The 20,235-nt window shown below is 65.6% G+C and carries 19 protein-coding genes and 1 pseudogene; 9 read left to right on the forward strand and 11 right to left on the reverse strand.

Annotated elements, in window-relative coordinates; translation table 11 throughout:
- The first annotated feature begins 119 nt into the window (after positions 1-119).
- The 3 genes and pseudogenes from G7067_RS13010 (at position 120) to G7067_RS13020 (ending at position 3,224) form a co-directional block, all read left to right on the forward strand.
- Positions 120-1,422 (forward strand): annotated as a pseudogene (locus G7067_RS13010) (aminotransferase class V-fold PLP-dependent enzyme).
- A complete protein-coding gene (gene sufU, locus G7067_RS13015) occupies positions 1,419-1,889 on the forward strand; it encodes a Fe-S cluster assembly sulfur transfer protein SufU (protein ID WP_166325186.1) in 471 nt (156 codons plus the stop codon). Before G7067_RS13010 ends, sufU begins: the two are co-directional and overlap by 4 nt.
- A 111-nt stretch (positions 1,890-2,000) precedes the next feature.
- Positions 2,001-3,224: a DUF4192 family protein gene (locus tag G7067_RS13020; RefSeq protein ID WP_166325189.1), complete on the forward strand. Its 1,224-nt coding sequence runs from the start codon at positions 2,001-2,003 to the stop codon at positions 3,222-3,224.
- On the opposite strand, the gene G7067_RS13025 is transcribed toward G7067_RS13020, so the two are convergent.
- The 5 genes from G7067_RS13025 to G7067_RS13045 form a co-directional block, all read right to left on the reverse strand.
- Complete coding sequence (locus G7067_RS13025; protein WP_244301126.1) at positions 3,206-4,360, reverse strand: cysteine desulfurase family protein; 1,155 nt, start codon at positions 4,358-4,360, stop codon at positions 3,206-3,208. The two genes, G7067_RS13020 and G7067_RS13025, sit on opposite strands and share 19 nt — an antisense overlap.
- A 61-nt stretch (positions 4,361-4,421) precedes the next feature.
- A complete protein-coding gene (gene nadC, locus G7067_RS13030) occupies positions 4,422-5,270 on the reverse strand; it encodes a carboxylating nicotinate-nucleotide diphosphorylase (RefSeq protein ID WP_166325192.1) in 849 nt (282 codons plus the stop codon).
- The gene (locus tag G7067_RS13035) at positions 5,264-6,970 is read right to left on the reverse strand and encodes an L-aspartate oxidase (protein ID WP_244301127.1); all 1,707 of its coding nucleotides are present in this window, start codon (positions 6,968-6,970) and stop codon (positions 5,264-5,266) included. Before G7067_RS13035 ends, nadC begins: the two co-directional genes overlap by 7 nt.
- Complete coding sequence (nadA, locus tag G7067_RS13040) at positions 6,967-8,271, reverse strand: quinolinate synthase NadA (RefSeq protein WP_166325195.1); 1,305 nt, start codon at positions 8,269-8,271, stop codon at positions 6,967-6,969. Before nadA ends, G7067_RS13035 begins: the two co-directional genes overlap by 4 nt.
- The gene (locus G7067_RS13045; protein WP_166325198.1) at positions 8,271-9,176 is read right to left on the reverse strand and encodes an NUDIX hydrolase; all 906 of its coding nucleotides are present in this window, start codon (positions 9,174-9,176) and stop codon (positions 8,271-8,273) included. The genes nadA and G7067_RS13045 overlap by 1 nt, the downstream gene beginning before the upstream one ends.
- Before the next feature lie 284 nt (positions 9,177-9,460).
- On the opposite strand from G7067_RS13045, the gene G7067_RS13050 reads away from it, so the two are divergent.
- The gene (locus G7067_RS13050) at positions 9,461-9,664 is read left to right on the forward strand and encodes a cold-shock protein (protein WP_166325201.1); all 204 of its coding nucleotides are present in this window, start codon (positions 9,461-9,463) and stop codon (positions 9,662-9,664) included.
- A 174-nt stretch (positions 9,665-9,838) separates the two neighbouring features.
- Here G7067_RS13050 and G7067_RS13055 read toward each other — a convergent pair whose 3' ends face one another.
- Both G7067_RS13055 and G7067_RS13060 read right to left on the reverse strand, forming a co-directional pair.
- Entirely contained in the window at positions 9,839-10,555 is a 717-nt protein-coding gene (locus tag G7067_RS13055; protein WP_166325204.1) for a response regulator, read from the reverse strand.
- Positions 10,555-12,165 (reverse strand): sensor histidine kinase, encoded by a 1,611-nt coding sequence (locus G7067_RS13060; protein ID WP_166325207.1) that lies wholly within the window; start codon positions 12,163-12,165, stop codon positions 10,555-10,557. Before G7067_RS13060 ends, G7067_RS13055 begins: the two co-directional genes overlap by 1 nt.
- Before the next feature lie 130 nt (positions 12,166-12,295).
- On the opposite strand from G7067_RS13060, the gene G7067_RS13065 reads away from it, so the two are divergent.
- Positions 12,296-13,780: a cation:dicarboxylate symporter family transporter gene (locus G7067_RS13065; RefSeq protein ID WP_166325210.1), complete on the forward strand. Its 1,485-nt coding sequence runs from the start codon at positions 12,296-12,298 to the stop codon at positions 13,778-13,780.
- A gap of 409 nt (positions 13,781-14,189) precedes the next feature.
- Positions 14,190-16,232 (forward strand): NADPH-dependent 2,4-dienoyl-CoA reductase, encoded by a 2,043-nt coding sequence (locus G7067_RS13070; protein ID WP_166325213.1) that lies wholly within the window; start codon positions 14,190-14,192, stop codon positions 16,230-16,232.
- Between the two features lie 24 nt (positions 16,233-16,256).
- Here the strand turns inward: G7067_RS13070 and G7067_RS13075 are convergent, their stop codons facing one another.
- The 3 genes from G7067_RS13075 to G7067_RS13080 are packed head-to-tail and all read right to left on the reverse strand — an operon-like array spanning position 16,257 to position 16,939.
- Positions 16,257-16,589, reverse strand: coding sequence for a hypothetical protein (locus G7067_RS13075; RefSeq protein ID WP_166325216.1), 333 nt, complete (start codon positions 16,587-16,589; stop codon positions 16,257-16,259).
- A gap of 57 nt (positions 16,590-16,646) precedes the next feature.
- Positions 16,647-16,778 carry a hypothetical protein gene (locus G7067_RS14745; protein ID WP_280115721.1) on the reverse strand — a complete coding sequence of 44 codons (132 nt, stop codon included), beginning with the start codon at positions 16,776-16,778 and terminating at the stop codon, positions 16,647-16,649.
- Positions 16,779-16,789: 11 nt separating this feature from the next.
- Positions 16,790-16,939: a hypothetical protein gene (locus G7067_RS13080; RefSeq protein WP_166325219.1), complete on the reverse strand. Its 150-nt coding sequence runs from the start codon at positions 16,937-16,939 to the stop codon at positions 16,790-16,792.
- 246 nt (positions 16,940-17,185) lie between these two features.
- Here G7067_RS13080 and G7067_RS13085 point away from each other — a divergent pair, with 246 nt between their 5' ends.
- Positions 17,186-17,713 (forward strand): carboxypeptidase-like regulatory domain-containing protein, encoded by a 528-nt coding sequence (locus G7067_RS13085; RefSeq protein ID WP_166325222.1) that lies wholly within the window; start codon positions 17,186-17,188, stop codon positions 17,711-17,713.
- A gap of 98 nt (positions 17,714-17,811) precedes the next feature.
- Positions 17,812-17,904, forward strand: a complete 93-nt coding sequence (locus G7067_RS15310) for a hypothetical protein (protein WP_425280715.1) — start codon at positions 17,812-17,814, stop codon at positions 17,902-17,904.
- A 39-nt stretch (positions 17,905-17,943) separates the two neighbouring features.
- On the opposite strand, the gene G7067_RS13095 is transcribed toward G7067_RS15310, so the two are convergent.
- The gene (locus tag G7067_RS13095; protein WP_166325228.1) at positions 17,944-18,504 is read right to left on the reverse strand and encodes a TetR/AcrR family transcriptional regulator; all 561 of its coding nucleotides are present in this window, start codon (positions 18,502-18,504) and stop codon (positions 17,944-17,946) included.
- Between the two features lie 93 nt (positions 18,505-18,597).
- On the opposite strand from G7067_RS13095, the gene G7067_RS13100 reads away from it, so the two are divergent.
- On the forward strand, positions 18,598-20,235 hold the full coding sequence (locus G7067_RS13100; protein WP_166325231.1) for an ABC transporter substrate-binding protein: 1,638 nt from the start codon (positions 18,598-18,600) through the stop codon (positions 20,233-20,235).

Raw genomic sequence — 20,235 nt, forward strand, 5'->3', positions numbered from 1 at the left:
CGCCATAAATTCGCTTCGCAGGTACCGGTGCGCGGCGACCGTGAGCGCGATCGGCAGGCTGAGGAATAGTGGAGGCTCCACCACTGTTGTACTTCCGAGGATCACCACCAGGTGAAAGAATGGGAGTTATGCCTTCGTTCAGCACTACTGAGATCGCCGAACTTCGGGCGGCCTTCCCCTATTTCAATGCTCCGCCCCGCGAAGACGGCATCTCCGTCGCGTACCTCGACTCGGCTGCGACCTCGCAGCGGCCGCGGGCGGTACTGGACGCGGAACGCGTATTTCTTGAAACCGCGAACTCGGCCGTGCACCGCGGCACGAGCGGCGCGGTGGGAGCTGCGACGGCAGCGTTTGAGGGCGCCCGGGCTGCGGTTGCGAGCTTCGTCGGCGCCAGAACGCCCGAGCAGATCGTGTGGGCCGAAAACGCGACCGACGCACTCAACATCGTGGCGCTCGGGATCGGCGAGGTGAACGCCGGGCTCGGGGTTGCCGGCAGCGATCGCTATCGACTCGGCGCGGGCGATGAGATCCTCGTCACCGAGGCCGAGCACCACGCGAACCTGATCCCGTGGCAGCGACTCGCGGCGAAGACCGGCGCCTCCCTGAAGTACATTCCCGTGCGCGAGGACGGCACCTGGACCCTGGACGATGCCCGTGCAGCGATCACCGAGCGCACGCGCGTGTTCGCCTTTGCGCACGTTTCGAATGTCACCGGCTACGTCGCCCCCGTCGCGGAGCTTGCGCAGCTCGCGCGCTCGGTGGGGCCGTAACCGTACTCGACGCCTGCCAGTCGGTGCCTCACATTCCAGTCAACTTTGCCGCTCTCGGTGTCGACTTCGCCGCATTCTCCGGGCACAAGATGCTCGGCCCCAACGGCATCGGGGTACTATACGGCACCCCCGAGGCGCTTGCGGCGCTCCCCCCGTCGCGCACCGGCGGATCCGCGATCACCAAGGTCACCATGGAGTCTGCGGAGTTTATGCCCCGCCCCTGCGATTCGAGCCGGGAACCCAGCCCGTGTCGCAGGTTGTCGGGCTCGGCGCGGCAGTCGCCTTCTCGGAGGCTGTCGGCATGGATCGTGTTCAAGCGCGCGAGCACGTGCTCGTTGAACGGCTCGTCGAGGGCATCCTCGCGACGCCAGGGCTGCGATTGCTGGGACCCCAGGATCCCACCCAACGGGTGGCGCTCACAGCCGTGTCGGTTGACGGGCTGCACGCGCACGACGTTGGCCAGTTTCTCGACGAGCAGGGTGTTCTTGTGCGTGTGGGACACCACTGCGCGCAACCCCTGCACCGCGCCCTCGGCATCACTTCGAGCACGCGGGCGAGCGTACATCTGACCTCCACCGAAGACGAGGTCGATCGTTTCATCGACGCGCTCCGCGGCGCCCAGCGGTACTTTGGCGTGGAGGTAACGGCATGAGCGCACTTGATGGCCTGTATCAAGAAGTGATCCTGGATCACTCAAAACGCCCCATTGGCAAGCGTGATCTCGAGAGTTCCGAGGGCAACCTCACGGCGTCACACCACGAGTTCAATCCGAGCTGCGGTGACGAGATCGACCTGTCGATCTCGGTTGATCCCGAGACGGGGCTTGTCACCGATCTGGCGTGGCAGGGTCAGGGCTGCTCGATTTCGATGGCCTCGGCCTCGATTCTGTCGCAACTGCTGCGCGACGAAGACCTCACGATGGAGGAGGCTCAGGAGCGGATCAATGCGTTTCGCGAGATGATCCAGGCTCGCGGCGAAGGTGAGCCCGACGAAGATCTGCTCGGTGACGCCGTCGCCTTGCAGGGGGTCTCCAAGTTTGTGATGCGGGTGAAGTGCGCGATGCTCGGGTGGGTCGCGCTCGAGGCGGATCTGCGCCAGGTCGAGGCGCAGCGCTCCTAACCGCTACCCCAACCTCCGCTCACAGGGAGCGAAATCCCCGTTTCTAGGCTTGCCAAGAATTTTTTCTGTGGACAACTCAATTTGGGTTTGTTTTTGGCGCAGGATCGTCTCATGCATACAGACAATTCTTTCCAAGTCCTCCGCTGCGACACGACCGCAGACTTCCTCGCCGCCCTGCCCCAGCTCACCGGTTTCACCGCTGAGAACAGCCTGTTCGTGGTGTTCTTTTCCGGTGCCCATTCAGGTGATGCCGTGCGCATAGATCTTCCGGAGTCAGACGCGCCACGCGCTGCCGCAAGTCTCCTCGACTTCATCGTCGAGGTGATGCGCGATATGGGAGCCGATCACGCTGGCTGCGAACCGGCAATCGCCATCACTTCGTCCGAGACGTTTCGGGAGCACGGTGGGCCGCCGCGGTTGCGGCTTGCCAAACGCATCGAACGGCGCGTGCGTATGGAACGCATGGGCTTGCGGGAGCTCTGTGTCCTCGCCGCCGACGGCTGGGCGAGCTATCTCGATCCCTCGACCCCGCCCGGTGGCCGGCCGCTGAGCGACATCGAAGAGAGCGCACTCGCTCTCGCCGCCGACACTGACTGGCTCGACGTCCCGGAACTGTCAGCGCTGGGGAAGATCCCCGAGGCAGATCCAGCGCGTGCGGATCTCGTTCGTGCGGCGTTAGAGGAACTCCCGCCCTACCCGACACATTTGCCTTCGACGAATGCCGACTCTTCCCATTCCCCAGACGACGACGATCACGAGATCCCTCCCTGGTTTGAAGAAACGGCCGAGATTGTTCGCGCGCTGGCGAACGCGGCGGCGCTGAGCCCCGAAATGACGGCAAGACTGATCCGCAGTGCCGCTCACCCTGATCGCTGGCTGCTCCTCTCATTCGGGATCCTCATCCGGCCAGACTTTCCTTCTGAACTAGCTTGCGCAATGTCCGCCGCACCGTTCACCGGAGTTGATATCGATTGCTGTGCCGATACCGAGATCGATGGTGGCGGGGAGAGTGAGCTTCAGGAGCACGCACGGTTCAATATCCGCGGGGTACTCGCTGGTCTCAGCCCGGGCTTCACAGATCATCACCGATTGCTCCCGGTGCGAGATCAGCTCTTGCGGGCGCTTTCCGAAACCCCGGAGCCCGAGCGACCGGCGTTGTCTGCTCTGAGTAGTTGGGTGTGGTGGCTCCTCGGCAATCAGACCGTCGCACAGCGGCAAGCAGAGGAGGCACTGTCGCTGGCCCCCGGTCACCCGCTTGCAACGATGATCGAGAAACTGGTTTCTATACCGGTGCGCGCCTACCTGCAGGAGCAGGATCAGCGGCGAGCCGCCTGAACCTCGGACCGGAGAGCACGAACAATGCGTTCCACCGCTTCCTCAGACAGCGCCTCAGCAAAGGTGAAGCGAATTGCGGTTTGGGCGAGCGCAGGATCTACCCCCATCGCGAGGAGAGCTGGCGATGGCCCGTCCATCCCCGCGGCACACGCGGATCCCGATGAAACCGCAATCCCTGTCGCATCGAGCGCGATGAGCAACGATTCCCCACTCACACCCGCAACAACAAACGATGCGTGGCCGGGAAGACGCTCGCTGCGGTGCCCAGTCAAGCGGGACCCCGGCACCTCCGCGAGTACCCTGTCAATGAGCGCATCGCGGCTCCGGATAAGTTCAAGTGCCCGCGTGCCCACCCCCGTGCAGGTGGCTGAGACCGCGGCCGCAAATCCTGCGGCACCGGCAACATTCTCGGTGCCGGATCGCGCGCCACCCTCTTGTCCGCCGCCGTGGAGGATCGCCTCGAGTGGCAGATGCCTGCGCACGAACAGGGCCCCCATTCCCTGCGGTCCGCCAAATTTGTGCGACGCCACCGTCATCGCATGGATGTCCGGGCCCGGCCAGCTTTCACCTGCAAAACTCAACGGAAGGGACGAGGCCGCCTGCACCGCGTCCGTGTGCACGAGTACCCCCAGACTGGCGGCGTGGGCCGCGATCTCGGGGAGCGGTTGCACCGTGCCGACCTCGGCATTGGCAAGCCCCACCGAGATCAGGGTGGTGTCGGGGCGCAGAGCGGCGGCGGCGTCCGCGGGATCCACGCGGCCGTCGAAGTTGACAGGGAGCAGGGTCAGTTCAAAGCCAAAGACCCGCTCGAGATATCGACAGCTCTCAAGCACGGAGGGATGCTCAATGGGCGTCGTGACGAGGTGCCGCCCTCGGGGTGTGGCAAGTGCGAGGCCGATGATCGCGAGATTGTTCGCCTCGGTGCCGCCGGAGGTTAGCACCAGGTCCGCAGGCCGCGCGTTAAAGGCCGCGGCGATCCTGAACCGGGACTCCTCAAGCGACCGTTTCGCGCGGTTTCCCGGAGCGTGCACGCTTGAGGGGTTCGCGGCCCCCGCGTCGAACACGGCAAGCATCGCGGCGCGGGCCTCTGCGCGAAGCGGCGCGGTCGCCGCAGCGTCGAGATACTCGTGTGCCACGGCGCTCTCCTTCGTCTGCCCGCCGGTCCTCATGCGGCCCGTCCGGGGCCAGGGTGCGCCGTCACTCTGCATCGAGCCCCAGATCGAGCGCACGAGCCCCGTGCGTGAGTTGGCCCACCGAGATGACATCCACGCCGGTTTCGGCGATCGTCGCGACGGTATCGAGGTTCACTCCCCCGCTCGCCTCCGCGATTGCCCTCCCCGCGATCAGCTTGACTCCTGCCACCAACTGCTGGGGCGTGAAATTGTCGAGCAGGATCCCCGTGACGTTCGCGGCGAGCACCGGCTCGATCTGCTCGAGCCGGTCAACCTCGACGATGATGGCGGTGGTGTGACCGGCCCGAGCTCGAAGCCCGCGCAGCGCCTCCGTTGTTGTGGCACTATCGACGGCGCCGAGGGCAGCCAGGTGGTTGTCCTTCACCATGATGGCGTCGGAGAGCCCGTAGCGGTGATTCGAGCCTCCGCCTGCGCGCACCGCATGCTTCTCGAGCGCGCGAAGCCCGGGGGTGGTCTTTCGCGTATCGGCAATCTGTGCCCGCGTGTGCGCCACCGCGCCAACAAAGCGCGAGGTCAAGGTTGCGATCCCACTCATACGCTGACAAAAGTTCAGGGCGACCCGCTCTCCCGTGAGCACCCCGCGCGCGGGACCGTCGATGCGGGCGAGCACATCACCGGTGCCGAACGGCTGGCCCTCTTCGAGGAGATCAGTGACGCTGGTGCGTGGGTCGAGCTGCGTGAACGCGGCCGTAACAAGAGCGCCCCCCGCGAACACCCCCGGTTCGCGGGCCACCAGGCGGGTGGAGATCGTCGCGGATTCGGGGATCACCAGTTCGGCGGTGAGATCGCCCCACGGGGCGTCTTCAGCCAGCGCGTTCGAAACGACGGAATCGATGATGTGTCGAGTTAACAAGATGCCAGGCTCCTCAGCTGCTGATCGTCAACCTCCGGGAGGGTCCCGGAGATCACAAAACGGTAGGCGCGGCGCGAGGCCTGCGCGGGGTCGGTGTACGGGGCATCGCTGCGCTGGTGCGCCCCGCGAGATTCCGTGCGTTCAAGCGCGGCCACCTGCATCATCGCCGCCAGCTCGGCGGCGGGTCCTGCGGCCTGCGCGAACACCTCACCCGCGGCAGCCAGACCGGCAGCGTCCCGCTCGATGCCGAGCCCCGCAGCGAGCGCACTCGAGACACTCTCCCGGTGCCGATCGGCGTCGTGACCCGGGCACAGGATCGAGGCGGCGTGAGCGTTTCGCGCAAGCTCACGTGCGGCCTCACCCCGCAGCTGCCAGTCACCTCGCGCCGCCCGAGCCGCCGATCCTGCGACGGCACGCCCGGCACGGGCACCAAACACGAGTCCTTCAAGCAGCGAGTTCGAGGCGAGACGGTTAGCCCCGTGGACCCCCGTCGCCGCCACCTCACCGACCGCGTACAGCCCCGGCACCGTGCTCCGACCGTCGAGGTCACTGAGCACGCCGCCCATCGAGTAGTGCGCGGCCGGAGAGACCGGGATCGGCTCCCGGCGCCAATCCAGCCCCCGCGCGGCCACCGCAGCGGATATCCCGGGGAAACGGCGCGCGAGCGTGCCGGGTTGCCCAGCTAACGCTCCGTCGCGCTCGATGTGCGTTGCGTCCAGCCAGACGCAGGAGTCGCCGCGCTCACGAAGTACGCGGTGGATCTCTCGCGACACCACATCGCGGGGCGCGAGATCACCGCGCGGGTGCCGGTCGGCCATGAACGCGTGTCCTGCGCCGTCGAGCAGTCGAGCCCCCGCGCCGCGCACCGCTTCAGAGATCAGCTCCCCCGAGCCTGCCAACACCGTCGGATGGAACTGCACGAATTCAAGATCCGCCACCGCAGCACCAGCTCGGGCGGCCAGCACCACGCCTTCGCCGCGCGCGCCCGCGTGATTTGAGGTGCGCGGATACAGGCCGGCGTAGCCGCCGGTCGCGAGCACCACTGCGTCGCCGCTCAGGTTCTCGGCGAATCCGCGCGGATCCTGCACCACCACCCCGCTGACCACACCGCTCTCGGAGATGAGCGACATCGCAGTGCGCCCCTCCATCAGCGTGATCCGCCCGGCCTGCACCCCGATCAGCACCCGGGCCAACAAAAACGCGTGCAGCATCGCCCCGGTGCGGTCTCCGCCTGCGTGCACGATACGTGAATGCTCATGCGCGGCCTCAAGCCCGAGACGCGGCGCCCCACTGGGGTCGCGATCGACTTCAAACCCCGCTGCCAGCAAAGCGCGCACGGCAGCGGCACCCTCGACCGTGAGCACATCGGCTGCCGCCGCATCGACAAGCCCGACCCCAACGGAGACCGTGTCGGCGGCGTGCTGCGTCGGGCTATCCTGCGCACCGATCGCCGCCGCGATTCCGCCCTGGGCAAGCGCCGTGTTTCCGCCGGCGAGGGCACGCATCGCGGGATCGTCTCTCAGGACATCAGCGCTCCCGGGCCCGGCACACGCGCCCGGAGTGACGAGCGTCACCTGCGCCCCCGCGCCAGCCGCGGCGAGCGCACACGACATCCCCGCGACCCCTGCCCCGATCACGATCACCGAGGCTGAGCCGGTGCCCGCGTCAGGGCCGCTTCCTCCCCCAGGCCGCTCGCTCACGGCTTGGCCGCAAGCATCCGCTCGAGCGCCAGGCGCGAGTCGCCAGCGACGGCAGCATCGACGCGGATCCGATTCGGCTGCTCCCCCGCGACGAGCGACTCAAGCGTCCACGCGAGGTAGGCCGGGTGGATCCGATACATGGTTGAGCACGGACAAACCACGGGATCGAGGCAGAAGATGGTCAGCTCGGGGTGCTGATCCTGCAGCCGATTCACGAGGTTAATTTCGGTGCCGACGGCGATGATGTCCCCCGGTGAGGCCGCCTCGATTTCTTTGCGAATGTAGTCCGTGGATCCCGCACCGTCGGCGGCCTCCACCACCGCGGCCGGGCACTCGGGATGCACGATGACGCGCACGCCCGGATAGTCCGCGCGGGCCTTGTCGATCTGCGCAACGGTGAACCGCTTGTGCACCGAGCAGAACCCGTTCCACAGAATCACGCGGGCATCACGCAACTGCTGGACCGTGTTTCCCCCGAGCGGCAGGTGCGGCCGCCACAGCGGCATCACGTCTTCGCTGTATCCCATCGCCTTCGCCGTGTTGCGTCCGAGGTGTTGATCCGGGAAGAAGACAACTCTCTGGCCGCGCGCAAACGCCCATTCGAGCACGGTTCGCGCGTTCGAGGAGGTGCACACGATGCCGCCGTTGCGACCGCAGAAGGCTTTGATCGCCGCCGACGAGTTCATGTAGGTCACGGGGATCACGGGTTGCAGTTCGCCCTCGGCCGCGGGACCCAGCGCTGCAGTCAGTTCCCGCCAGCAATCCTCGACCTGCTCGATTGTGGCCATATCTGCCATAGAGCAGCCCGCGGCAAGGTTGGGCAGGATCACGGCCTGCTCCGGGCCGGAGAGGATGTCTGCCGTCTCCGCCATAAAGTGCACGCCACAGAACACGAAGGCTTCTGCTTCGGGGTGCCCCTTTGCGGCCTGCGCGAGCATGAAGGAATCGCCCACAAAATCCGCGTGCTCGATGATCTCGTCGCGTTGATAAAAGTGGCCGAGGATCGCGACGCGCTCACCAAGCTTGGCTTTAGCGTCGACGATCCACTGACGCAGCTCTTCGTCGCTCGCCTCAATGTAGCGCGCGGGCAGCGGCCCCTGGCGCGGTGCGGTGCCCGGGATCTCATCATCGAGTGAGGCTCCCGGGCCGTAGCCGGGGACGCGGTCGATGGCCCACGGTTCCTTCACTAATCCGGCGTCGCAGCTCGACACCCCGGTCGCACGGAGCGCGATCGGTTTCCCGCGCTTCATCGCCGCCTCGCGCTCTGCTGCGTCGCGGATGAGTTCGTGCACGCTTGTCATTACCTGCTCCTAGCCACTTGAGTATTTGGAGATCTTGCTTCGAGTTCGGGATCCACCGCGAACCGGTAGAGTCGCGCCGGGCGGTGCGGGGTGCCGGTTTCATATCGTCCGGTGTCGATGAGCTTGCCCTGGGCAAGTGCTTGTCGGCGAAAGTTCGCGGGATCCACCGGCGTTCCCCGCACGGCTTCGTGCACCGCACGCAACTGTCCGAGCGTGAATTCGGGTCCGAGGAAGCGGTGGGCGACGGAGGCATACTCGGTTTTGGCGCGCAACCGTGACAGCGCATGGGCGATAATCTCGGCGTGGTCAAAGGCCAGCTCGGGGAGCTCGTCAGCCGAGAACCAGGCGACATTTGTGTCGCTGTCGTCGCCCGTATCTGCGCTGTTCGGGTCGGCGGCATCCCTTGCGGCTTCGGGCGCGGGGATCGGATCATCCCAGCGCCGCGGTTCGGGCACCGGGAGACCACGCTGCGAGTGCCCTCCCTCCGAGGAGATGGGCTCCGGTTCTCCCAGATCGCAGGCGTCGAGTTCGTGTTCGCCGTAGAGCGCCCAGTAGGCGATGGTCACGAGCCGCTGCGCATCGGCGGATCGCTCAACACTTCCAAAGGAGTAAAGCTGTTCGAGTGTGCCCGGGGTGCATCGCACGGCGGCGCGCAACACCCTGAGCGCCGTGTCGCCAAGTGTTTCGTTCCACTCCGTTGGCCCTCCGGGGAGCGCCCATAGCCCGAGAAACGGCGCGCGGGTGCGTCGCACCAACGGCACCCAAATTGTGGTCTCGCCAGCCGCAAGCCCGCCACTTCCTGTCGTGGCATTCCGGGGAGGACGCAGCGCGAAGGCCACAACTGACACCGCGACAGCGGGCGGCAGATAGCGCCGTTCGCTCGCGCTTACCCCTGCGTACCGCACTCGTGCCCCTCAGGTTACTTTTGGTCAGGTTGACCAAAAGCCAGTGTAACCCCGTTTGGCGAAAAGGCAAAGCTGCCGTTAGGACACAAGAAGGTCACGATACAAGCACAAATCAGACTCTTAAGGTAGGCTCAGGCCGTAAGACCAGTAATGCCGAACGTTGGGGAAATCTCAAGCACGTTTTATTTGCCGCCTTGCGCAGCACGCTACCAGTCTCCACGTCGGCACCGTCGCCGTGGTAACAAAAGATCGCACCTGCGATCTGCAACACGAAGGAAATACACATGGCTCAGGGAACTGTTAAGTGGTTCAACTCCGAAAAAGGCTTCGGCTTCATCGCTCCTGACGACGGCTCCGCCGACGTCTTCGCGCACTTCAGCGCGATCCAGGGCAACGGCCGCCGCGACCTGTTCGAAGAGCAGCGCGTAGAATTTGATGTCGAGCAGGGCCAGAAGGGCCTGCAGGCGACCAACATCGTCGCGCTCTAAAGCGACTAGATGTGCGGAGGGGGTGGGGCTTCGGCCCCACCCCCTCCGTGCGTTTGCGGGGCTCGCTCCCCACCACCAACATCACCGAGCCGCCATCACCACGTCCATCCGCCACCGAATCTGCGCGAAACAGATGGCATCTCGTCGAGAACATATGGTCTCGGCGCCGAGGCCCTAGCGCGCCCAGCGGTACTCGATCTCGGGCCGCCCAGGTGTGCCGTAGCGCGATTCCCTGAGCACCTGTCTGGTGCTCGTGAGGTATTCAAGATACCGGCGGGCCGTGATCCGCGAGATCGGCAGCACCTCCGTCAGCTCCGCGGCCGACACCGCCGCCCCGCTCTGCCGCAGATACTCCACCACCCGCTGCAGCGTTGCAGCCGACAACCCCTTCGGTAGCGAGGCCCGCTCGTTTCCCCGCAGCGCCGACAGTGCGGCGTCGATGTCCTCCTGGGCAACACGCCGTTGCGGCTTGGATCCAGATCCAACGGCAGCTGCAGGCGACTCCGTCACCGTTTGCCGATAGCGCAGCAGCTTTTCCGCGAACATGTCGAAGGTAAACGGCTTCAAGAGATACTGCGTCACACCAAACGCGATGGCGGCCCTGACCGTCTCGAGCTCCCGCGCGGCGGTGACGGCAATGATGTCGACCTTGATCGGCACCGCACGAATGCGCCGCGCAACCTCGATGCCACTCATATCCGGGAGGTGCATGTCGAGCAGGACCGCATCAATCGCACCGTGTGATCGACTCGTCAGCATCTGCAGCGCTGCAGCACCGGTGACCGCGGTCCCCGCGACCTCAAAGCCGTCCATCCGGGAGAGGAACCCGGCATGGGCCTCGGCCGTCAACGGCTCGTCCTCAACGATCAGCACGCGTATCGGCCGAGTCATCACTCCTCCTCCTGCATTGGGAGCACCACCGTGCAGCGGGTCCCCTGACCGCGGGACGCACCGTCTTCAAAGTGCAGCGTACCGCGAGCACGTCGCACCGCCTGCGCCACCAGCGCGAGACCGATCCCCCGCCCAAAGCTGTCGCTCCGTTTGCTCGTGTACCCGCGCCGCAGGATCTCCTCCGAAGAGGCGCCTCCAAGCCCCGCGCCCCCGTCGCTGACAACGCACACCACTTGCTCGGTCGACGCGATCAGCTCTACCTCAACCCAGCGGTCATCCGGAGACTCCTGTTCAGCAGCCGCGTCCATCGCATTATCGATGAGGTTGCCGAGGATCGTGACGGCGTCGTGAGGATCGAGCGCGCCAGCGCGGATCCTGCCCTCACTCACCACACTGAACTCGAGGTCGCGCTCCTCGGCCTGCGCGGATTTCCCGAGCAACAGCGCAGAGATCGCAGGCTCCTCGACGGCGTCAAGCAGCTGATCCGCGAGCACTTCACCCCGGCGCAGGTCCGACGCAGCAAACCGCACAGCTTCCTCGCCCCGCCCGAGTTCAACTAGCGTCACCATCGTGTGCAGCTTATTCGCGTGTTCGTGAGTCTGCGCGCGGAGTGCATCGGCCATCGTGTGGACCGTATCAAGTTCGGTGCTGAGCTGCAGCAGTTCCGTACGATCACGCAATACCACGACGGTGCCCAGCGCGGCTCCGATCCCGCGCTCGGGTCGCACCTCGCGGCGACTCACGAGCAGGATCCGATCCCCCACCGACACGACCTCGTTGTCGACAACGTCGCCGCCAGCAAGCACATTGATGAGGTCCTCCGGGATCTGCGTCCGGGCGTCACCAGCGGCCGAGGTCGCGGCAGGTTCGGCGCTCAATCCGAGCAGTTCCCGCGCACGATCATTGTGCAGCACCAGTTTGCCGTCGCGCCCCAGCAGCAGCATGCCATCGTCAACGGTGTGCAGCACCGCATCGTAGAGCGCGTACATCTGCGCGATCTCCTCCGGCCCCTGCCCCAGCGTCACCCGGTTGAGATACCTCCGCAGCCCCAGCGCGACAAATGCCCCGCCGACGAGCAGAATGCTTGAGATCGCAAGAATCAGCGGGATCCGCGTCACGAGCAGCGAGTTGTTGCGCGCCACGGTGACCCCGGTTGACACCAGGGCAATCACCTTTCCATCGGCATCGCGCACCGGAGCAATGCCCCGGATCGTTGGGCCGAGCGGCCCGTCACGCATCTGATTGACGGCATGCCCCGCAAGCGCCTCGGCAATTGGGCCGGCAAAGGTGCCGCCGATCTCAGACAGATAGCGGTGCGTGTATCTCGTCCCTTCGGTGTCCATGATCGTCACATAGTCGACCGCGGCAAACTCCATGACCGATTGCGCGAAGGGCTGCAGCAGGGCGGTCGGATCCGGCGACTGCACCGACTCGATCACGAATGGATCGACGGCGAGCGCGGCCGACAGTGAGAGCATTCGGTCTTGGGCTTCACGCTCAGCCTGGTTCTTCGCGTCAAGAGTCAGCGCGACCGCAAGCGCACTCACCGCGACGAGCACGAGACACAGCTGGCCCACGAAAAGCCGCGTCGCGATGCTCCAATTCTTCACCGCCCTATTCTCGCATCGCGCGGAGTCGATGCGGCACCGGCCGTGAACAGTATGAACACAACACCTGTCGCGGGTCGGCACTACCGCAGAATGACACAAGCAGAATAGCCATTCCCACAAAGGAGTCGTCGTGGCCAACGTCACCGTCATCAAGCCCGCAGGTGCTTCACCGAAGCGCCGCGGCATCGACAAATCGCACTATCTGTACATCGCCGTGATCGTCGCCGTTGTCGGGGGCGCGGTTCTCGGCCTCGCGGCTCCCGAGTTCGCGAAACAGCTGAAGCCCCTCGGCGATGCCTTCGTCGCCCTCATCAAGATGATGATCGCGCCCGTGATCTTCTGCACGATCGCCCTCGGTGTGGGTTCCGTCGCCAAAGCCGCCACAATCGGCAAGGTTGGCGGCCTCGCCCTCGGCTACTTCGTCGTGATGTCGACCTTCGCGCTCGCGATCGGCCTGTTCGTGGGAAACCTGATCCACCCCGGCAACGGACTTGACCTGAGCAACATGCACTATGACGCGCCGGCCGCGCCCGCCGAGGGCGGCAACACGTCATTTCTGATGGGGATCATTCCCACCTCGCTACTCTCGTCACTGACCGCCGGGAACATCCTGCAGACCCTGTTCGTCGCGCTACTGACGGGCTTCGCTCTGCAGCGAATGGGCGAGAAGGGTCAGCCGATCCTGACCGCGATCGGACAGATCCAGACGCTCGTGTTCCGTCTGCTGACGATGATCATGTGGGTCGCACCGGTGGGTGCGTTTGGCGCGATCGCCGCGGTGGTCGGTTCGACCGGCTTCCAGGCCATCGTGAGCATGGCGACTCTGATGATTGCGTTCTACATCACGTGCGCGCTGTTCATTGTGGTGGTGCTCGGATCGCTGCTGTGGGCTGTGGCGCGCGTGAGCATTTTCCGCCTGATGAAGTACCTGGCCCGCGAGTACCTGCTGATCTTCTCGACCTCGTCATCCGAACCAGCACTGCCGCGCCTGATCGCCAAAATGGAACACCTCGGCGTCTCCCGGCCCGTCGTCGGGGTGACCGTGCCCACGGGCTATTCCTTCAACCTCGACGGCACCGCGATCTATCTGACCATGGCGGCCCTGTTTGTGGCGACCGCGATGGGGAAGCCGCTGATGCTCGGCGAACAGATCTCGCTGCTCGTGTTCATGATCATTGCGTCGAAGGGCGCCGCGGGTGTGACGGGGGCCGGGATCGCGACCCTCGCGGGCGGGCTGCAGTCGCACCGTCCGGATCTCGTCGACGGGGTCGGGCTGATCGTTGGTATCGATCGCTTCATGTCTGAAGCGCGTGCGCTGACCAACTTCACCGGCAACGCGGTCGCGACCGTGCTCGTGGGCACCTGGACGCGGGAAATCAACAAGAGCAAGGTCACTGACGTGCTGTCGGGTCGGGATCCCTTCATCGAGTCGATGATGGCGGCGAATTCGGAATCGGATCCCGCGCCCGCAGATCCCGCGCCCGCAGATCCCACGCCCGCAGATCCCGCAGCCGTGGATCCCGCAGCCCCTTCAGCCCCCGCCACCCCCGCGGATCCCACGCCTTCCGCGGATCCCACCACCCCTCGCGAGCTCGACACCGCAACCACCCGATAACCCCTCGGTCCCGTGTGTGCGCGAGTTGTTCTTACGCGCACCCATAACAACAATCTGCGCACACGCTAGGGAGGGTACGGGCCTGCGGAGATAGGGACGCAAGGGTGCAGGGAATACGGGTGCGACCTTGGGGATGCAGGGGCGCAGGACGAAGCGCGCAGGACGAGGAGCGCAGGACGCAGGACCTCAGGAGCTTAGGAGCTTAGGAGCTTAGGAGCTTAGGAGCTTAGGAGCTTAGGAGCTTAGGAGCGCAGGAGCGCAGGAGCGCAGGACGAGGAACGCAGAACTCACGGACGCAGGGACGCAGGGCGCGGGCCAGATTTGTACACTCGCCACAGAGCGCTCGACGGGTGACCCGGTTGCCGGATAGGTTCGGGATCACCACCCTGACCCACGTAGCAAGGGAATCATGTCAGCGCAGACCTACCCGCACCTCTTCACCCCCCTCGATCTTGGCTTCACCACCCTGCCCAACCGGATCCTGATGGGCTCAATGCACCTCGGGCTCGAAGAGGCGCCCGGCGGCTTCGAGCGTATGGCGGAGTTCTACCGAGAGCGCGCGGCCGGGGGTGCAGCGCTGATCGTGACGGGAGGCATCTCCCCGAATGCGGAGGGGCAGCTCACCCCGGGGGCGGCGATGCTCACGAACGACGCCGAAGCCGCCGAGCATCGGGTCGTCACCGAGGCAGTGCACGGCGCGGGTGGCAGGATCGCGCTGCAGATCCTGCACGCAGGGCGCTACGCGGCGCACCCGGGGCTTGTCGCTCCCAGTCCCATCAAGGCGCCGATCTCACCGCTCGTGCCACGGGAGCTCTCCGGCGCAGACATCGAACGCACGATCGCCAACTATGTGCGCACCGCCGAGCTCGCCAAGCATGCCGGCTACGACGGCGTCGAGATCATGGGTTCTGAAGGCTACCTCATCAACGAGTTCATCGTGAGCCACACCAACCAGCGCACGGACGAGTGGGGCGGATCCACCGCGAACCGCATCCGCTTCCCGCTCGAAATCGTGCGGCGGGTGCGCGAGGCGGTCGGACCCAAGTTCATCATCATCTACCGACTCTCGATGCTCGATTTGATACCCAACGGCTCCACGCTCGCCGAGGTCATTGAGCTCGGGCAGCGGATCGAGGCCGCCGGTGCCACGATGCTGAATACCGGTATTGGTTGGCACGAGGCACGCGTGCCAACGATCGCGACTTCGGTTCCGCGCGGAGCTTTCTCTTGGGTGACGCGGCAACTGATGGGCCGGGTGTCGATCCCGCTCATCACCACGAACCGGATCAACACCCCGGAGACAGCGGAGCAGATCCTTGCAGCCGGTGACGCCAACATGGTGTCGCTCGCGCGGCCATTCTTGGCGGACCCCGAGTTTGTTGCGAAGGCGAGGGCGGGTACCCCCGAGCGCATCAACACCTGCATCGGCTGCAACCAAGCCTGCCTCGACCACACTTTCTCCGGCCGGATCACCTCCTGCCTCGTGAACCCGCGCGCCGCCCACGAGACCGAGCTCATCATCTCGCCGACGCATTTGCGGAAGCGTGTTGCCGTCGTTGGCGCCGGCCCCGCCGGTCTCGCATGCGCCACCACCGCGGCTTCGCGCGGGCACGCGGTGACGCTGTTTGAGGCTGCTGAGTTCATCGGCGGCCAACTCAACGTGGCGCTGCAGGTTCCCGGGAAATTCGAGTTCGCTGAGACCCTGCGCTACTTTCATCAGCGCCTCACGGAGACGGGGGTGGGGCTTCGGCTCGGCCACCGGGTGACCGCCGCTGAGCTTGCAGAAGGGGGTTTCGACGAGATCATCATCGCCGCGGGTGTGACGCCGCGCCTCCCGGAAATCCCGGGTCTCGATCACCCGAGCGTGGTGAATTATCTCGACGTGCTTCGGGATCGCGCACCCGTCGGCGAGCGCGTCGCGATCCTCGGGGCCAGCGGAATCGGCTTCGACGTCGCCGTGTTTCTCACGGCCTCGAGAGCCGAGGATCCCTCCGACGTCTCAGCGTTCTTGGAGCACTGGGGTGTCGACCCGAGCTACGCACACCCAGGCGGGATCACCGCGCCCGTCGAGGCCCCGTCACCGCGTCAGGTCACCCTGCTGCAGCGCAAGACCTCGAAGGTGGGCGCGGGTCTCGGCAAGACAACGGGGTGGATCCACCGCACCGAACTCGCCAGGCGCGGTGTGCGGATGATCCCGGGCGCACACTACCGACGGATTGACGATGCCGGCCTGCACGTGGAGCTGACCGTGGCCGACGGCGAAGCGCAGCGTCTCACTATCGAGGCCGACACGATCGTGCTGTGCACGGGGCAGGATCCGCTGCGCGACCTCCACGACGAGCTTGCCGAGATGGGAGTTGTCTCGCGCCTGATCGGCGGCGCGGACGTGGCCGCCGAACTCGATGCGAAGCGCGCGATCAATCAGGGAACGCGTCTCGCGGCGGGGCTCTAGCCTGAAGCCCTGCGCCGCGGGCCATCAACCCTTTTCCTCGGGTAGCATGAAAAATGATCCGGATACTGCGGGGCACCGTCGCCATCTGCGGCCTTTCACTGCTTGTGGTGATGCTCGGATCCGCCGCGCCTCCACCCCGAGCCACGCCGTAACAACCGGCGGCTGGGCGACGTGGCAGCCGCTCACCGGCAGCGCGGGCCGCTGGACCACGTCAATGCAGTTGCCGGCGAGCGGCTTTCCCGCCGCGACCGTGCGCTCGGACTCCCGAGCGGGCCAAATGGGTGTTGAGTCGGGCGCATCGACGTGGCTGAGCGGCGCGACGCCACCGGGTGCCATCTTCGGATCGAGCAGGGACAACAGTTACATTCTGCTGCGCCCCAAGGCAGAAAACGCCACATCACCCTCAACGACGACCTACACCTTCGAACGCCCCACTCCCCCGGCGGCTGGGCATTCGTGCTCGGCGACATTGATGCGGATCGCGCCGTCGTCTCCGCGCGCGGCGACCAGGGCCAGGCGGTGGCCCCCAGCGACCTCGGCTGACAAGGCGGGTTCAACTACTGTGCGGCCGCACTCGGTCCGGGGTGCCCGGGCACCGCAGGCAACGCCGCGGTGTGGAACCCGGCGACCGGAGAGGTTACGGGGAATTCCGGCGGGCTCGACTCCTCGGGTGCATCGGGTTGGTTCAGGCCGAGCGTGCCCCTCACAAGCCTCACCATCACCTTCTTCCGAGAGGGCGGTCTGCCCGCGTATCAGACCTGGTTTGCCTCGCTCGGCCGGGATATTTCGGGGATCGTTCAACTGGTAGACGCCGCAGGTCTCCCTAGGGGCGTGCCGATCCCGGGGCAACGCTCACCCTGTTCGGAGCCGACGGCACCCCTCTCGCCACTGCAATCTCGGGAGCGAGCGGCGAATATGCCTTTCTCGGATACACCGCGGCGGGAGGGTACCGGGTGGAGCTCACGAGCGTCCCCGATGCTGGCTACCCCAATGGGCTCCTCCCCTACGGAAGCTCCTCGGTCAGCAATATCGACATCGGAGCGGCCGACGCGAACGGCGTGGATCTGCGGGTGCGCGAGGTGCTACCGGTGTCCGTCAGCGGTACCGTTGCCACGAGCTCCGGGCTTCCAGTTGCGGGTGCGACGGTTACCCTCACGGGGCCGGGCGGCCCGTTCACCGTGACGACCGCATCGAACGGCAGCTACACGCTCGACGGAACCATCGGGGGCAGCGTCAGCGATAGTAGCGGGGCGGCGATCCCGGGCGTCGATATCAACATCACGGGACCGCAGATCGCTCCTACTCCCCGAGCAGCACCGTCGTCACCAACGCTGATGGCAAGTATCAGCTCAGCGATCTGCCACCGGGAGAGTATGTGGTCGGCATTACCACCCCGGGTGGCTTGGCGGCTGAAATACCCGAACGGCACGTTACTCTCACGGCAGACGGCGAATACTTCGAGGGCGAAGATTTTGTTTTGAGACCGGTGGCTCCCTTGCCACCGGTGAGCCGCCCCGCCCCGCCGAGCCACCCGACAACGCTCCCGGCAACCGGGGACGGGGAGGTCAGCAGCCTCGCGGTGTTGGCGCTGCTGCTGACAGCGATGGGGGCGCTCAGCCTCACGGCGAGGAGAAGGCATCCACCAAATGCCGCCTTGGCGTCATTCCATTAGGAGGTTTGGCGCTAAGCCCCGGCTTCGGGGAGTGCTCCCTCAGCCCAGCACTTCGCGGGCAGTCCGCAGTGCCGCTCCGACTTTTCGCCCCAGATCGTGGCGGCCGGCACCGAGATCCGCCCACTGCCACACGGCGGCGAGAAGCGCGGCGGCGTAGCCTGCGGCAATAACTCGGGCGCGCGCAGGATCCTCACCTTCGCGTTCGAGCCTGGCAGCAATCGCGTCGGCGATCCTGAGCTGCCGCAGGGCCTGACCCGTGCGCAGCTCGTCCTCAACACCCATGTTGCGGGCGTCGACTATGGCGAGGGCGAGCGTCTCCGGTGCGCCCGCACGCGCAAACGAGTCGAGCGCGTCAGCGGGTGTGATCCCGTGATCCGCAAGCTGGCGAAGCAGCGCGTCAATCTGTTCGTCGAGTACAAACCACAGGGTTGCCGACTTGCTCGTGAAGTAGTTAAAGAAGGTCGACCGGCTGACGCCGGTGCGCCGCGTGATCTCCGTCACCGTTGTCGCATCGTACCCCTGTTCAAGGAAGAGCTCGCACGCGGCATCTGCAATCATTTCCCGAGAAGACGCGTGGGGGCGGCCGCGAGACGAAGACATACTTCCCAGTTTAGATGCCTGCGCAAATCACCAGGACCGTAGACTAGGGTGTGCTTGTTGAACCCAATCCAATAAGTTAGGGATGTCTGCCCGATGACAAGATCCGCACCACGCTCCTTCGCCACGTTGATCGCCATCACGCTTGGTGCCCTCGCGCTCAGTTCCTGCGCAAGCCCAGACGTCACCGAAAGTAAGGGCGGTGGCACGCTGGTCTACGCCACCGGCGACGCGGAGCCCACCTGCCTCGATCCACACGTCGGCGGCAACTACCCCCAGGCGCTCCTCTCGACCCAGTATCTCGAACCACTCGTCGGTCGCACGAGCGACGGCACCATCACCCCGTGGCTCGCCAGCGCGTGGGAGACCAGCGAAGATGGCCTGACCTGGGATTTCACACTCAAGGAGGGTGTCACCTTCACCGACGGCACGCCGCTTGATGCGGAAGCCGTCAAGGTCAATATCGAACATCTGCAGGATCCCGAGACCCAGTCGTCAACCGGGTACCTCGCGGTCGAGAAGATCGCGAGTATTGAGGCCGTCAACCCCTCCCACGTGCGGTTCCAGCTCTCGGCACCCGACTCCGCGCTGCTCGAATCGCTCAGCCAGCAATGGACCGCGATGCAGTCACCCGCCGGGATCGCACGCGGCATGGAAGAAAACTGCCAGGCACCCATCGGCACGGGCCCCTTCGTTGTCGAGAAGTGGACGCCGCAGCAGAAGGTCACCCTCGTCCGCAATGACGACTACCGCACCCATGGCCCCGAAGCGGATCACGAGGGCGCCGCCTACCTTGAGCGCATCGAGTGGCGCTTTATCCCCGACGCGGCAACGCGAGCCGCGGCGCTCTCCTCGGGCGAGGTAGACGTCATCGATAATCCTCAGCCCACCACGATCGTCACCGCCGACAAGAAGGGATCCGGGATTGAGCACATCAACGCCCCGCGCCCCGGCTCCGTGAACCGTATCGAACTGAACTCCGGGCAGGCCCCGTTTGACGATGTGCGCGTGCGTGAGGCATTCATTCGTGCCGCAGATCCCGCCCCGGGAATCGAGTCCCTGTACCTCGGAACAACGGCCCGCTCCACCTCGGCACTCGCAAGCACCGAACCGACAGCCGTCAGCAACAAGGCGTTCTTCGCCACTGATCCCGAAGCCGCGAAACGGCTGCTCGACGAGGCCGGTTGGACCACGTCCGATGCAGACGGGGTGCGCACCAAAGACGGCAAGCGCCTCACCGTCCGTTTCCCCGTCAGCACCAACCAGTCAGTCGCAGCAGAGCAGTCCCTCTTCGAACAGATCCAGGCCAATGCTGCCGACGTGGGTTTCGAGGTGATCCTGAATCCCGTTGATCTCAGTAGCTGGTACGGGGCGCTCGGCGCCAACGAGTACGAGGCGGTCAGCGCCCCGTACACCAAGGTCGGCCCCGACGTGCTGCGGATCCTGTACCACTCCGACGGCATCGTGCCTGCGCCGTCGGGGTATTTCGCGAACCACGCGCAACTGCGCGACCCCGAGCTCGACGCGATCCTCGATCAGGCCTCGGCGACCCTCGACGAGACGAAGCGCGCAGAGCTCTACGCCGACGCCCAACAGCGCATCATGGAGAGCTTCACCGTGCTGCCGCTCTACGACCAGCAGAACCACTTCCTCGTGAAGGGCGCCACCGGCGTCACCACGCTCGGCACCGTCGCGACCCCCACGTTCATCAACGCCAAACTCGGGGATTCATAG

The organism is Leucobacter insecticola (assembly GCF_011382965.1).
Classification (GTDB): Bacteria; Actinomycetota; Actinomycetes; order Actinomycetales; family Microbacteriaceae; genus Leucobacter; species Leucobacter insecticola.

Bases quoted from the DNA above. Each gene is read 5' to 3' on its own strand.
- sufU (WP_166325186.1), top strand. From the start codon at position 1,419: ATGAGCGCACTTGATGGCCTGTATCAAGAAGTGATCCTGGATCACTCA.
- G7067_RS13020 (WP_166325189.1), top strand. From the start codon at position 2,001: ATGCATACAGACAATTCTTTCCAAGTCCTCCGCTGCGACACGACCGCA.
- nadA (WP_166325195.1), bottom strand. From the start codon at position 8,271: ATGACAAGCGTGCACGAACTCATCCGCGACGCAGCAGAGCGCGAGGCG.
- G7067_RS13050 (WP_166325201.1), top strand. From the start codon at position 9,461: ATGGCTCAGGGAACTGTTAAGTGGTTCAACTCCGAAAAAGGCTTCGGC.
- G7067_RS13055 (WP_166325204.1), bottom strand. From the start codon at position 10,555: ATGACTCGGCCGATACGCGTGCTGATCGTTGAGGACGAGCCGTTGACG.
- G7067_RS13070 (WP_166325213.1), top strand. From the start codon at position 14,190: ATGTCAGCGCAGACCTACCCGCACCTCTTCACCCCCCTCGATCTTGGC.
- G7067_RS13095 (WP_166325228.1), bottom strand. From the start codon at position 18,504: ATGTCTTCGTCTCGCGGCCGCCCCCACGCGTCTTCTCGGGAAATGATT.
- G7067_RS13100 (WP_166325231.1), top strand. From the start codon at position 18,598: ATGACAAGATCCGCACCACGCTCCTTCGCCACGTTGATCGCCATCACG.